The organism is Actinacidiphila cocklensis (assembly GCF_907177275.1).
In the GTDB taxonomy this organism is placed as follows: domain Bacteria; phylum Actinomycetota; class Actinomycetes; order Streptomycetales; family Streptomycetaceae; genus Actinacidiphila; species Actinacidiphila cocklensis.
The window spans coordinates 114,046-128,163 of the sequence record NZ_CAJSLV010000114.1; the positions used below are offsets into that span (position 1 = coordinate 114,046).

10 protein-coding genes are annotated in these 14,118 nt (G+C 73.7%); 6 read left to right on the top strand and 4 right to left on the bottom strand.

Features of this window, described 5'->3' with window-relative positions:
* The first annotated feature begins 113 nt into the window (after positions 1 to 113).
* On the top strand, positions 114 to 1,472 hold the full coding sequence (locus NFU81_RS38075) for an amidohydrolase family protein (RefSeq protein WP_251501036.1): 1,359 nt from the start codon (positions 114 to 116) through the stop codon (positions 1,470 to 1,472).
* The gene (locus NFU81_RS38080; RefSeq protein ID WP_251501056.1) at positions 1,469 to 2,527 is read left to right on the top strand and encodes a dipeptidase; all 1,059 of its coding nucleotides are present in this window, start codon (positions 1,469 to 1,471) and stop codon (positions 2,525 to 2,527) included. Before NFU81_RS38075 ends, NFU81_RS38080 begins: the two co-directional genes overlap by 4 nt.
* A gap of 34 nt (positions 2,528 to 2,561) precedes the next feature.
* Here NFU81_RS38080 and NFU81_RS38085 read toward each other — a convergent pair whose 3' ends face one another.
* The 3 genes from NFU81_RS38085 to NFU81_RS38095 are packed head-to-tail and all read right to left on the bottom strand — an operon-like array spanning position 2,562 to position 6,423.
* Positions 2,562 to 3,182, bottom strand: a complete 621-nt coding sequence (locus tag NFU81_RS38085; RefSeq protein WP_251501057.1) for an L-threonylcarbamoyladenylate synthase — start codon at positions 3,180 to 3,182, stop codon at positions 2,562 to 2,564.
* 59 nt (positions 3,183 to 3,241) lie between these two features.
* Complete coding sequence (locus tag NFU81_RS38090; RefSeq protein ID WP_251501059.1) at positions 3,242 to 5,692, bottom strand: ABC transporter permease; 2,451 nt, start codon at positions 5,690 to 5,692, stop codon at positions 3,242 to 3,244.
* The gene (locus NFU81_RS38095; RefSeq protein ID WP_251501061.1) at positions 5,686 to 6,423 is read right to left on the bottom strand and encodes an ABC transporter ATP-binding protein; all 738 of its coding nucleotides are present in this window, start codon (positions 6,421 to 6,423) and stop codon (positions 5,686 to 5,688) included. The genes NFU81_RS38090 and NFU81_RS38095 overlap by 7 nt, the downstream gene beginning before the upstream one ends.
* A 170-nt stretch (positions 6,424 to 6,593) precedes the next feature.
* On the opposite strand from NFU81_RS38095, the gene NFU81_RS38100 reads away from it, so the two are divergent.
* The 4 genes from NFU81_RS38100 to NFU81_RS38115 all read left to right on the top strand — a co-directional run bounded on the left by NFU81_RS38100 (position 6,594) and on the right by NFU81_RS38115 (position 12,779).
* Positions 6,594 to 7,892 carry a sensor histidine kinase gene (locus tag NFU81_RS38100; protein ID WP_251501063.1) on the top strand — a complete coding sequence of 433 codons (1,299 nt, stop codon included), beginning with the start codon at positions 6,594 to 6,596 and terminating at the stop codon, positions 7,890 to 7,892.
* Entirely contained in the window at positions 7,892 to 8,524 is a 633-nt protein-coding gene (locus NFU81_RS38105; protein WP_285833828.1) for a response regulator, read from the top strand. The genes NFU81_RS38100 and NFU81_RS38105 overlap by 1 nt, the downstream gene beginning before the upstream one ends.
* 331 nt (positions 8,525 to 8,855) lie before the next feature.
* Positions 8,856 to 9,935 carry a glycoside hydrolase family 11 protein gene (locus tag NFU81_RS38110; protein WP_422665392.1) on the top strand — a complete coding sequence of 360 codons (1,080 nt, stop codon included), beginning with the start codon at positions 8,856 to 8,858 and terminating at the stop codon, positions 9,933 to 9,935.
* 459 nt (positions 9,936 to 10,394) lie between these two features.
* A complete protein-coding gene (locus NFU81_RS38115) occupies positions 10,395 to 12,779 on the top strand; it encodes a glycoside hydrolase family 44 protein (RefSeq protein WP_251501067.1) in 2,385 nt (794 codons plus the stop codon).
* Between the two features lie 267 nt (positions 12,780 to 13,046).
* Here NFU81_RS38115 and NFU81_RS38120 read toward each other — a convergent pair whose 3' ends face one another.
* On the bottom strand, positions 13,047 to 14,003 hold the full coding sequence (locus NFU81_RS38120) for an NADP-dependent oxidoreductase (protein WP_251501070.1): 957 nt from the start codon (positions 14,001 to 14,003) through the stop codon (positions 13,047 to 13,049).
* Positions 14,004 to 14,118 lie beyond the last annotated feature (115 nt).

A 14,118-nucleotide genomic window follows, 5' to 3' on the forward strand; every position in this document is an offset into this window, starting at 1 on the left:
CGTTCGCTGCGGCCCTGCCGGCCGCCGCGAGGGGCAGGTAGGGTGAGCACTGTTCCGTACTGCGGACTATCTGTTGCAAGCAATGTAACAGCGGGACCCGGGAGGGAGAACCCATGAGTGACGAGCCGGCCGGCGCCCCCACGCCGTTCGCCGCGGCGCAGGCGGGCGCCGTGGTGCTCTACCGCGGCGCGACCGTCATCGACGGCACCGGCGCCCCGGCCCGCCCCGGCACCACCGTCGTGGTCGACGGCGAGCGGATCGTCCGGGTCGCCGCCGACGCCGAGGTCGACCCGGCCGGGTACGACGGCGCCGAGCTGGTGGACCTTGCGGGCGCGTTCGTCATCCCGGGCCTGATCGACTCCCACCAGCACCTGGCGACCCCGCCCAACCGCCCGGTCGCCGAGGCCGTGCTGCGCCGCGACCTGTTCGGCGGGGTCACCACCGCCCGCGACATGGCCGACGACCTGCGCCAGGTCGGCGACCTGGCACGCGCCTCGCGGGTCGGCGAGATCGCCGCCCCCGACCTGTACTACGCGGCGCTGATGGCAGGCCCGAGCTTCTTCGACGACCCGCGCACCTGGCAGGTCTCGCAGGGCGCGGTGCCGGGCCGCAACCCGTGGATGCAGGCCGTCGACGAGGGCACCGACCTCCCGCTCGCCGTCGCCATGGCCCGCGGCACCTCCGCCGTCGCCGTCAAGATCTACGCGGACCTGCCCGCAGGGCTCGTCGCCGCGATCACCGCGGAGGCGCACCGGCAGGGGCTGCTGGTCTGGGCGCACGCCGCCGTCTTTCCCGCCAGGCCGGGCGAGGTGGTGGCCGCGGGGGCCGACAGCGTCTCGCACGCGAGCCTGCTGGTGCACGAGACCGCCGGCAGCGGCCCGCTGGTCCGTTACAAGACCAAGCCGCCGGTCGACGAGGAACGGTTCGCCGGCGGCGACGACCCGCAGATCGAGGCGCTGTTCGCCACGATGCGCGAACGCGGCACGATCCTGGACGCCACCGCCTCCATGTGGCGCCGGATCGCCGCCGGCAGCGGGGACGACGAGGACGCGCGCAGCCGCGCCCTCGCCAACGACACCGTCAGCGCCGCGCTGACCGCGCAGGCCCACCGGGCCGGGGTGGAGATCTGCACCGGCACCGACAGCGACCCGGACCTCACCCAGGCCTGGCCGCCGCTCCACGACGAGCTGGTCTTCCTGCACGAACGCTGCGCCATGACGCCCTTGCAGGTCATCAGGAGTGCCACCCTGGTCGGTGCGCGCAGCATGGGCGCCGAGGACGAGCGCGGCACCGTGGCGGAGGGCAGGCTCGCCGACCTGGTGGTGCTGGACGCCGACCCGACGGCCGACCTGGCCGCGGCGCTGCGCAGCATCCGCACGGTCGTCAAGCGCGGGCACCCGCACCACCGTTCGGCCTTCGAAGGCCGCAACCGCGCCGGGGCGCGGGCCGCGAAGGCCGGGGAGTCCGCATGAACACCCCCGTGATCGTCAACGCCCTCGGCGAGCTGCACAACCCCAACGCCGCGCCGGAGACAGCCGGTTCGCTGCTGCAGAGCAGCAGCGACATCCGCGTCGACGAACGCACCCTCGCCGAGGCGCACGCCTCGGGGCTGACGGCGGTGAACATCACCCTCGGCTACACCCTCGGCGACATGGAGCCCTACCCGCACACCCTCGCCGAGATCGAGACCTGGGACCGGGTCCTGCGCGAGCACCCCGCGGACCTGCTCAAGGTCAGCACCGCGGGGGACATCCCGCGCGCCCGCGCGGAAGGCCGGATCGGGGTGATCTACGGGTTCCAGAACTCCGTGGCCGTCGGCCGGGACCTGGACCGGGTGGGGGAGTTCGCCCGCCTCGGCGTCCGGGTCGTGCAGCTCACGTACAACCAGGCCAACCACGTCGGCGACGGCTCCATGGCGCCGGGCAACCGCGGCCTCACCGCCTTCGGACGTGCACTCGTCGAACGCCTCGGCGAGCACCGGCTGATGGTGGACCTCTCCCACAGCGGCGAGAACACCTGCCTGGAAGCGGCGCGGATCGCCACGGCGCCGGTCTCGATCAACCACACCGGCTGCCGGGCGCTGTGCGACCTGCCGCGCAACAAGACCGACGAGGAGCTGCGGCTGGTCGCCGACCGCGGCGGCTTCGTCGGCATCTACTTCATGCCGTTCCTGACCGCCTCCGGCCACCCCACCGCGGACGACGTGGTGGACCACCTCGTCCACGCGGTGGACGTGTGCGGCGAGGACGCGGTCGGCATCGGCACCGACGGCCCGGTCACCGCCGTCGACGACCTGGACGCCTACCGGGACACGCTGGCCGCACACGTGGCGGAACGCCGCCGCGCGGGAGTCGGCGCGGCCGGCGAGCGCGCCGACACCTACCCGTTCGTGGTGGACCTGCGGGGCGTCGACCAGTTCCGCAAGCTCATCGCCCTGCTGGAGCGGCGCGGCTGGTCCCCGGAGCGGATCGCCAAGGTCATGGGCGGCAACTTCACCGCCTACGCGCAGCGCGTCTGGGGCGACTGACGCCGAGCACCCCCCGCAGGACCGCGGCCCGCGGCTACTCGAACCGCGAGGGGTCGCCGGCCCCGCGGCGGAGGATCTCGATCTCGCCGGACGAGAAGTCGACGACCGTGGTGGGCTCGGTGCCGCAGTCGCCCGAGTCGACCACGGCGTCCACCACGTGGTCGAGACGGTCCTTGATCTCCCAGCCCTGCGTCATCGGCTCGGGCTCGTCGGGGAGCAGCAGGGTGCTGGAGACCAGCGGCTCGCCCAGCTCGGCGAGCAGCGCCTGCGTCACGACATGGTCGGGGATGCGGACGCCGACGGTCTTCTTCTTGGGGTGCAGCAGCTGCCGCGGCACCTCCTTCGTCGCCGGCAGGATGAAGGTGTAGCTCCCCGGCGTGGCCGCCTTGACGGTCCGGAAGACGGCGTTGTCGACCTGCACGAACTGCCCCAGCTGCGCGAAGTTCTGGCAGACCAGGGTGAAGTGGTGCCGGTCGTCGAGGTTCCGGATCGACCGGATGCGGTCGATGCCGTCGCGGTTGCCCAGCCGGCAGCCCAGGGCGTAGCAGGAGTCCGTCGGGTACGCGGCGAGCGCCCCGGACCGGATGGTGTCCGCCACTTCGCTGATGATGCGCGGCTGGGGGTTGTCGGGATGTACGTCGAAGTATCGCGCCATCGGCCCAGCTTATGGCCCGTGCGGCCCACCGCCAGGACAGACAGGCGCCGCACGGGAGTTCACTCGCGTACGCCCGCGAGCTCCACCGCCGTGCGGCGCAGCGCGACGGCGGCCGTGCCGACCGCGGAGACCAGCGCGAGCACCGCGCAGGCCGCCACGGTCGCCGCGAGCGCCGCCCACGGGAACGCGACGGGCGTCCAGACCGACAGCAGGCCCAGTGCGCCCCACATGCCCGTCAGGTTGAGCCCGGCGACCAGCGCTCCGAGCACCGCGCCGACCGTGACCACCACCAGCGCCTCCGCACCCACCAGCCGCAGCACCTGCCACCTGGTGGCGCCGGCCAGCCGCAGCACGGCCAGGTCGCGGAACCGGTCGGAGGTCGCCATGACCATCGTGTTGGCCAGTGAGATGCCGGTGTAGAGCAGGGCGATCCCGAGGACCAGCAGCAGGCCCGCCCGGGTCGTCCGGTCGGTCGCGGGGTACGCCGCCCGTACCCAGGCCTCCCCGGTGCGGACCGTTCCGCCCGACGGGCGCACCGCCTCGCGCAGCCCGGTGGCCACGGTGCCGGCGCTCCCGGTGAGGTGGACGTCGACCCGGTCGACGGGCGCCGCGGGGGCGTTGCGGGGCGTGACGTAGACGCCGTTGTCGCCGGTGCCCTCGTGCATGACCGCGGCGATCCGCAGGGACCTCTCGGTGCCGTCCCCGAGCCACACGTGCACCCGCTCGCCCACGGTGTGCTGCTGCCACTCCTGGTTGACGATGATCGAGCCGTCGTCCAGGTCGCCCACCTTCCCCGCGGCGAGCGGCAGGCGGGAGGTGGCCGCGAGCGGCCCCGGCTCCACGGCCCTGGCCTGCGACCTGATGAGCGCCACTCCGTCCTCCAGGACGTACACGGCGCTCGACGCGCTCGCCGAGACCTCGGCGCCGGGCACGGCCGCCAGCCGCTTCAGCGTCGCGCCGTCGAAGCCGGCGGCGCCCGCGGGGGTGACCACGAAGTCGGCGGTCGTCCGGTCGCGGATCTCGACGGCCTTCGCCCTGCCGAGGGTGGCGGTGGCGCCCAGCAGCGAGCCGGCCAGCGCAACCGTGACCAGCACGGGCGCCGCGACGGCGGCGGTGCGCCGGACGGCGGCGGAGGAGTTCTCCCGCACCAGCATCCCGGTGGCGCCCGGCAGCCGGGCCGGCAGCCAGGCGGCCAGCCGGACCAGCGGCCGTACCGGCACCGGCGCCAGCAGCGCGGCCGCGGTGATCAGCAGCATCGGCCGGCTCACGTAGGTCTTGCGGTGCAGCAGGTCGCCCGGGTTCGTCACCAGGTCCAGGGCGAGCGTCACCGCGGCGGTGGCCAGCAGGGCCGCGCCGGCCAGCCGGCGGCCGCGTGTCATCGCCCGGGTGTCCACCGACGCCTCGCGCAGCGCCTCGGCAGGACCGGTGCGCCCGGCCCGCCACGACGCCGCGACCACACCGCACAGGGCCACCAGCAGGCCCGTCCAGAACGCCAGATGGTACGGCCAGACGTGATCGCCGATGGTGAACCAGGCGGGCGCGAGGCGCTCGTCGACCGCCCACGCGGCGAGCTTCGGAGCCGCGAACGAGCCGAGCACGCAGCCGGCGGCGGAGGCGAGCACGCCGACCACGAGCGCCTCCGCGACGACCATGCGGCGGATCTGCCCCGGGGTCGCCCCCGCGGTGCGCAGCAGCCCGAACTCGCGGCGCCGCTGGGCCACCGCGAACGCGAAGGTCGAGGCCACCACGAACACCGACACGAACCCGGCGACGCCGCCTGCCGTGCCGAACATGGCGTTCATCGCGGTGAGGGCCTCGCTGTCCCGGTCGGGGTCGGCGTCGGCGTACCGGCGCGCGTCCCCGGTGAGGACCTGTACCCCCGCGCTGCCGCGCACCGCCTCACGTACCGCCGCCGCACCGGCGACGACCACCGACTGGAGGCTGCGCGGCGACAGTTGCGCGGCGCGGGCGTCGGTGTAGAAGACGGCGTCCTCGAAGCCGAGCCCGGCAACCGTGCCGACGACGCGCACGATGCCGGCGCCGGTCCGCACCCGGGCGCCCGGACGCGCCCAGTCACCGCTGACGACGACCTCGTCCGCGGCCGAGGGCGCGCGTCCCGCGTCGAGTTCGTACGGCGCGAAGGCGGCGGTGGACCAGGGGTGGCCCACCAGGTCGGCGGGCCCGCCCTCGGCCGTCACCGCGAACGACCGGTCCTCGACGACGGTTCCGAGGCCCCGCAGCTTCGCGACGGCCTCGGCGGGCACGGCGCGCGGCTGGGCGAGCCTGCGGGTGCGGTCGCCGTCCAAGGTGGGCACCGTGAGGGTGTCCTGGCCCCTGACGACGACCGGCGCGGCGGCGAACCGCTCCGGTCCCCGGCCCGGCGCGTCGACCGAGGACGCCAGGGCCAGCCCCATCACCGCGATCAGCGCCACGCCCAGGGACAGGGCGACGAAGCTGCCGGTGAAGGTGACCCAGCGGGTGCGCAGGGTGTGCAGGGCGGTGCTCAGCACGGCACGACCTCCAGGGTGGCCATGCGCGCCGCGATGTCCTCGGCGGAGGCGCCCGCCAGTTCGCCGTGGACCCGGCCGTCGACGAGGAAGACGACGCGGTCCGCACAGGAGGCGGCGACCGGGTCGTGGCTGACCATCACGACCGTGTGGCCCTCGCGTTCGACCATGCCGCGCAGCAGGGCCAGCACCTCGCGGCTGCTGCGCGAGTCGAGCGCGCCGGTCGGCTCGTCGCAGAACAGCACCTCCGGGCGGGTGATCAGGGCACGGGCCAGGGCGACCCGCTGCTGCTGGCCGCCTGACATCTCCGCGGGCCGGTGCCGTATCCGGTCGCCGAGCCCGACCTGCCGGAGCACCTCGCGCACCCGGTCGCGCCGCGGGCGGCGGCCGGCCAGCCGCAGCGGCAGGGCCACGTTCTGCTCGGCGGTCAGCGAGGGCAGCAGGTTGAACGCCTGGAACACGAAGCCGATGCGCTCGCGGCGCAGCAGCGTCAGCCCGGTCTCGCTCAGCCCGGTCAGCTCCGTGCCGCCCACGGTGACCGAGCCCGACGTGGGCCGGTCCAGGCCCGCGGCGCACTGCAGCAGCGTCGACTTGCCGGACCCGGACGGGCCCATCACGGCGGTGAACGTCCCCCGGGGGAAGGCGATCGACACCTCGTCCAGGGCGGTGACGGACGTGCCGTCCGAGCCGTACCGCCGCGTGACGGAACGCAGTCGGATCGCGTCCTCGCTCATATGTCCTCCACCAGTGCCTGCTCCACGACCTGTTGACGTCTCCACGAAACCGCGCAGACCCCTGGTGGCGCAGTACGGCCAGAACGAGACCTGGGGTAGGGCCAGGCATACCCCCGATACGGGTACCGGGCCGATGGCACCGGTCGGCGCGGCCGCTTACGGTCGTGCCCATGCACCCTCGCGACGTGTGGCAGGCCATGACCCGGCCGGCCTTCCTGCTGTCGGCCTGGCCCTGGCGCTCCGCCGCGTATCTGCTCACCGGCGTGGTGACCGGCGTGGCCGCCCTCGTGGGCATCGTGACGGCGGCGGTGGTCTGCGGTGCGCTGGCGATCGTCCTGGTGGGGCTGCCGCTGCTCCTCCTCCTCGCCCTCAGCGGCCTCCCGGTGGCGGGGGTGGAGCGGAGCAGGCTGCGCCTGGTCGACCGCACCCCGGTGTCCGGCCGGCACCGGATACCGGCCGCGCCGGGGCTGCGGGCCTGGCTGACGACCCGGCTGCGCGAGCAGGCGACCTGGCGGGAGCTCGGCTACGCGCTGCTGCTCGCCGGGCTGCTGTGGCTGGTCGACGCGGCGGCGGTCGCGGCCGCCCTGCTCGTCCCGCTGTCGATGGCCGCCGCCCCGCTGCTGATGGCCACGTCCGGGGACGGCCACGAGGTGAAGGTGCTCAAGGCGTGGACGCTCACCACCTGGCCGGCCGCCTCCGGCGTCGCCGTACTCGGCCTGCTCCTGCTGGGGCCGGGCGCCTACGTGCTCGGCGTCGTCGCGGGCGCCCGCGCCGAGGTGGCGCGGCTGCTGATCGCCTCCCCGGAGGGAGAACTCGGCGCCAGGGTGGTCGAACTGGCCCGCTCCCGCGTCCGGTTGGTGGACGCCTTCGAGGCCGAGCGGCGCCGGATCGAGCGCGATCTGCACGACGGCGCCCAGCAGCGCCTGGTGGCCCTGACGATGGCCCTGGGGCTGGCCCGCCTCGACGCGCCGCCCGGCCCGCTCGCCGACCAGCTCGCCAAGGCCCACGAGGAGGCGGGCAAGGCGCTCGCCGAGCTGCGCGAGCTCATCCACGGCATCCACCCCAAGGTGCTCACCGACTACGGCCTCCAGGCCGCGGTCGCCGACGCCGCCGATCGCTGCGTGGTCCCCGTCGACGTCGACCTCGACCTGCCGGGAAGGCCGGCCCGGGCGGTCGAGTCCGCGGCCTACTTCGTGGTCTGCGAGGCGCTGGCCAACGTCGCCCGGCACAGCGGCGCCGACCGCGCGCGGGTGAGCGGCGGCCATGACGGCGGACGCCTGTTCCTCGAAGTGCGCGACGACGGCCGGGGCGGCGCGGACGCCGCGGCGGGCAGCGGCCTGACCGGTCTGGCGGACCGGGTGTCGGTGTTGGATGGCAGACTTGCCCTGACCAGTCCGCCAGGTGGGCCGACCCTGTTGCGTGTGGAGTTCCCTTGCGAGTTGACCATGGCGGCCGACCGCTGCGCATAGTGCTGGCCGAGGACAGCGTGCTGCTGCGGGAAGGGCTCGTCGGCCTGCTCGCCCGCTGCGGCCACGAGGTCGTGGCGGCCGTCGGGGACGGGCAGGCGCTCGTCGCCGCGGTCGAGGAGCACGACCCCGACATCGTGGTGACCGACGTGCGCATGCCGCCCGGTTTCCAGGACGAGGGCCTGCGGGCGGCCGTGCGGCTGCGCGAGAGCCGCCCCGCACTGCCGGTCCTGGTCCTCAGCCAGTACGTGCAGCGGACGTACGCCGCCGAACTCCTGGACTCCGGCGACGGAACGGGCGTCGGCTACCTGCTCAAGGACCGGGTCGGCCAGGTCGAGGAGTTCGTGGCGGCGCTGCACGAGGTGGCGGACTCCGGGACGGTGGTCGACCCCGAGGTGGTGCGCCAGTTGCTGCGCCGCCGCCGCGACCCGCTGGAGCAGCTCACCCCGCGCGAGCGCGAGGTGCTGGCACTGATCGCCGAGGGCAGGTCCAACGGCGCGATCGCCAGGGAGCTGGTGGTCTCGGAGGCCGCGATCGGCAAGCACGTCGGCAACATCCTCACCAAGCTGGACCTGCCGCCGACGGACCGGAGCCACCGCAGGGTGCTGGCCGTTCTCGCCTACCTGCGCGCCTGATCCCGGCACTTCGAAAGTTTCGCTGCGACGGTCTCCCGCGGGGTCGTCATGGTCGCTGGCTCGTGGGCGAGTTGACCCATCGGACGGGCGCGATCACCAGTTGCATTCCCTGACCAGGTGAGATGTCTTGGCTGTGAACTTCCTGTCAACGGAAAGCTTTCGAAATATCTACCGAAAGTGTTGACACCGCACGGGTGCGGGTCAGACTGTTCGGCATCGCCGGTGACCAGTCACCGGTGGTCCTGTGTGTCATGCCCCTGTCGCCAGTTCTCCCCGACCTGCGACGGCCACGGCACGCAGTCCCCCCACACCGCCTCAGGAGGAAACACCCATGAGGACACCGACCCGCGAGCCGGGCCGCAGACGCACTCTCGTGGCCGCCATCCGCGGTATCGTCGCCGCGGCGGCCGCGGTCATGGTCGCTTTCGCGCTGCCTGGCGCTGCCCAGGCCGACACGACCGTCAACTCGAACAGCACCGGCACCAACAACGGGTACTTCTACTCCTTCTGGAGCCAGAACAGCGGCCAGGCCTCCATGACCATGGGCTCCGGCGGCCAGTACAGCACCCAGTGGAACAACGTGACCAACTTCGTGGCCGGCAAGGGCTGGAACCCGGGCACGACCGCGCCCGTGACCTACTCGGGCACGTGGAACTGCAACGGCAACTGCTACCTGTCGCTGTACGGCTGGACGACGAACCCGCTCATCGAGTACTACATCGTCGACAACTACGGTAACTACAACCCGAGTTCCGGTGCCTCCAGGCTGGGCTCGGTCACCAGCGACGGCAGCACGTACGACCTGTACCGGACGCAGCGCGTCAACCAGCCCTCCATCGAGGGCACCGCGACGTTCTACCAGTACTGGGCGGTCCGCCAGGCCAAGCGCACCGGCGGCACCATCACCGTGGCCAATTTCTTCAACGCGTGGGCGCAGGCGGGCCTGAACCTCGGCACCCCGAACTACGAGATCCTGGCCACCGAGGGCTACGGATCCTCCGGCAGCTCCAACATCACCGTGGGCTCCGGCAGTGGTGGCACGACGCCGCCGACCACGCCGCCCCCCACCAGCACGCCGCCGACCACGCCGCCCCCGAGCAACGGCGGCAGCGGCTGCTCGGCGACCTTCACCAACTCCTCCGACTGGGGCGCCGGCTTCACGGGCGCGGTGAGCGTCAAGAACGACGGCTCGGCCGCCATCAACGGCTGGACGGTGAAGCTGACCTTCCCCGGCAACCAGACCGTCACCAACCTGTGGAGTGGCAGCTACACCCAGTCCGGCAACACGGTGACCGTGACCAATGCCGCCTACAACGGCGCCGTGGGAGCCGGCGCCGGCACCTCCTTCGGGTTCAACGCCAACTACTCGGGCAGCAACGGCGCTCCGACCGCCACCTGCACCGCGAGCTGACACCCCTGCGCCACGGCTGAACCAGCACCGGCCGGACGACGGCGGGGGGGGGGTACCGGAACTCCGGTGCCCACCCCCCGCCTTGCCGTTCTCCGAGCCCCCGCGGTGTCAGAGCCTGGTGCGGGAGCGCCCTGCGGACACCTTCGCGGTGCGGTCAGGGCCGGCGGACACGTCGTAAGCGTGCCCGCGCGGCGAGACGTCGGAGAGGGAGCTGGTGCCCGGCGGCGTCAGAGAGCCGCGGTTCGCCACCGCTGACCCTCCGTTCACTGTGCACACGTGTTGACACTCCGGTCCCTCGCGCTCACACTCGCGCATGGGAGCGCTCCCATAGCTGGATGAGACCGTTCCGTCCCCCCACGAAAGGCCGCTGCGTAGTCGGCTGCCGGTGCCGGATCGCGCGCCTTGCGGGCGCGGCGGCCGGCGGCGCCGCCCGCGCCGCCGGCCGTTGAGAAGGAGACCATGCGTACGACACACAAGGCCGCCGCCCTGGCGGCGTTCGCGGTGCTGCTGGCCGGCGCAGGTCCTGCGCAGGCCGCCGGCGCGGGACCCGGGCGGGCGGTGGGCGCCGCGGCGGCCACCGCGGGCCCGGCGATCACCGTCGACGCCACCGCCGGGCGGCACGCCATCGCCCCCGAGATCTACGGCATGAACTTCGCCGACGAGGACCTGGCCGCGGACCTGCGGCTGCCGGTGCGCCGCTGGGGCGGCAACGCGACCACGCGCTACAACTACAAGCTCGACGCCTACAACGCGGGCTCCGACTGGTACTTCGAGGACCTGCACTACGGCAACGACCCAGCCGCCCTGCCGGCCGGCTCCGAGGCCGACAGGTTCGTCGAGCAGAACGGCAGGACCGGCAGCGGCACCGTCATGACCGTCCCGATGATCGGCTGGACGGCGGCCGGCCGTGACGACGGCTGCGGGTTCAGCGTCGCCGAGTACGGCGCCCAGCAGGACACCGACGCGCAGTGGCGCCCGGACTGCGGCAACGGCAAGAAGGCCGACGGCACCGCCGTCACCGGCAACGACCCCGCAGAGACGAGCACGGCCGCCGGCCCGGACTTCGTCAAGGGCTGGGTGCAGTACCTCGACAGCACCTACGGCACCGCGGACGGCGGCGGGGTGCGCTACTACGACCTGGACAACGAACCGGACCTGTGGCACAGCACGCACCGCGACGTGCACCCGGCCGGGGCGGGCTACGACGAGCTGCGCGACAGCACCTACGCCACCGCCGCCGCCGTCAAGGACGCCGACCCCGCCGCGCAGACCCTCGGCCCGGTCGGCTGGGGCTTCAACTCGCTGATCTACTCGGGCCTGGACCAGGAAGTGTGCAGCGAGCAGGGCGGCAGCTGCTGGTCGAACCCGCCGGACCGCGCCGCGCACGGCGGCGTGCAGTTCGCCCCGTGGTACCTGCAGCAGATGAAGGCGTACGAGCAGTCGCACGGCCGCCGCATCCTGGACTACTTCGACGAGCACATCTACCCGCAGCAGTCGGGCGTGTTCGGCAGCGCGGACGACGCGGCGACGCAGGCCCTGCGGCTGCGCTCCACCCGGCAGCTGTGGGACCCCTCCTACGTCGACGAGAGCTGGATCAACCAGCCGATCCAGTTCATCCCCCGCATGCGGTCGCTGGTCGACCAGAACTACCCGGGCACCGAACTGGCGATCACGGAGTACAACTGGGGCGCCCTCGACCACGTCGACGGCGCGCTGGCCGAGGCCGACGTGCTGGGTATCTTCGGCCGCGAGGGCCTGGGCCTCGCCACCCTGTGGTCACCGCCCAAGGCGACCGACCCCGGGGCGTACGCCTTCCGGATGTACCGGAACTACGACGGCAACGGCGGCAGCTTCGGCGACACCGCGGTCGGCGCGGCCAGCGCCGACCAGGACCAGCTGTCGGTCTACGCGGCCGAACGCAGCACCGACCACGCCACCACGGTCGTCGTCATCAACAAGACCACCGGCGACCTGACCGCGCCGGTGTCCGTGACCGGCGGCACCGGGCTGCCGGCCACCGCACAGGTCTACCGCTACGGCCAGGCGGACCCCACCGCGATCCAGCACCCGGCCGACCAGCCGCTGAACGGCGGCTCCTTCACCGCCACCTTCCCCGCGTACTCCATCACCGAATACGTCATCCCCGCCGGCTCGTCCCAGGCCACCGCGCCCTCGGCGCCCGGCACCCCGGCGGCCTCCGCCACCGGCAGCGACCGCGTCACGCTGACCTGGGCCGCCGCCACGCCCGGAAGCGCACCGCTGGCCGGCTACCGCGTCTACGCCGGCGACCCCGGCACGACGGCGCCGCTGGCGACGGTCACCGCCCCGGCCACCACCGCCACGGTCACCGGCCTGGCCCCGGCCACCACGTACGCCTTCCGGGTCGTGGCCACCGACACCACCGGCCGCAGCTCCCCGCCCTCCGAGCCGGTGCAGGTCACCACCGGCCAGGCCCCCGCGACCGGTTGCACCGTCGCCTACCAGGTCGGCAGCGACTGGGGGAGCGGCTTCACCGCGAACCTGACGATCACGAACCGGGCGGCGCCCGTCAACGGCTGGAACCTCCAGTTCGCCTTCGCCGGCGACCAGAAGGTCACCCAGGGCTGGAGCGGGACCTGGTCGCAGTCCGGAGCCGCGGTCACTGTCAAGGACGCCGGCTGGAACGCGTCCCTGCCCACCGGTGCCTCCACCACGATCGGCTTCAACGGCGCCTACACCGGCGCCAACACCGCACCCGCCGGCTTCACGCTCAACGGCACGCACTGCACATCCGCGGGCGCCGCGGCGGCACCGGCCGTCGCCGCGGCCGTCGGCCACGCACCCCCGCAGACCGTACGCCGCTGACACCCGACCCACCGCGCCCGCGGGCGGCCGACCCCTGTTCCGGGCCGGCCGTGCGCGGGCGAATTCATGCGCGGCGTTCTCGGCCGGCGTCCCGGTCGCGGCGGTGACCTCGCTGGTCGACAACCTCGCCGTGATGTCGGTGCCGTCGTGGGTCGTCCGCGACCTGGCCGCGCTCGACGACCTGCTCGACGACCTGCTCGACGGGCTGCTCGACGGTTGACCCGGCCCGGCCCGGTCCGCCCGAGCGGACCGGGGCCGGGTCGTGCCTCAGGCGGGAATCAGGACCGTCTTGCCCGGCAGCCGCCCGGCGGCGGCCAGCGCGTGGACGGCGGCCAGGTCCGCCAGCGGCCGCCGCTCGGCCACGTCGATCCGCAGGGTCCCGGCGTCCACGCGGCCGACCAGCTCGCTGAGCTGGGCGGCGTCGCTGCGGGTGAAGACCCGCACGGCCCGCACTCCGCGGCCGACGTCCTGCGGACCTGGCGTGGTGAGGCTGACGAAGGCGCCGCCGTCGGCGACCAGGTCCGCCAGCTGCGCGAGCTCCTGCGGCCCTGCGGTCGCCAGGTCGGGGCCGGCGGGCGCCAGGTGCAGCACCGCGTCGAACCGCTGCCCGGCGAGCGCCTGTGGGACGGGGGCCGCGGTGTGGTCGACGATCCGGTCGGCGCCGTAGGAGCGGACCCGGTCGTGGCTGCGCGGGCCGGCGCTCGCGGTCACGGTGATACCGGCCTGCTTGGCCAGCTGGACGGCGTAGCCGCCGACCGCGCCGCCCCCGCCGTCGACGAGGACGCTCTGCCCGGCCTTCAGCCCCGCGTGCTCGAACAGCGCCTGCCAGGCCGCCAGCCCGACCGAGGGGAGCGCGGCGGCGTCGGCGAGCTGCACCCTGCGGGGGGCCGCGGCCAGCACCTCGGCGGGCGCGGCGACGTACTCGGCGGCGCCGCCGGCCGTGAGCGGCGGCAGGAACGCCACCGCCGCGTCACCGGCACTCCAGCCGTGCACACCTTCGCCGACCTCCTCGACGACGCCCGCCACGTCGTAGTTCGGCACGTGGGGGAGCGACACAGGGAACGGTTCCCGCAGCAGGCCGCCGCGGATCGCGGCGTCCAGGGCGTTGAACGCGGTGCCGGCGACCCGCAGCACCACCTGCCCGGGACCGGCCACCGGACGGTCGGTGTCCTCGTGGACCAGGACGTCGCTGTCGCCGTAGGAGTGGTAACGCACTGTCTTCATGAGTAATCTCTCCGTCAGTTGCTGCGAATTTGAAGCACATGGAGAAGAGTAGCCCGCTTCGAGTTCGAAGCAACGCGATCGGCGGGTGAGGAGCCTCACACTGCTGCGAATTCGC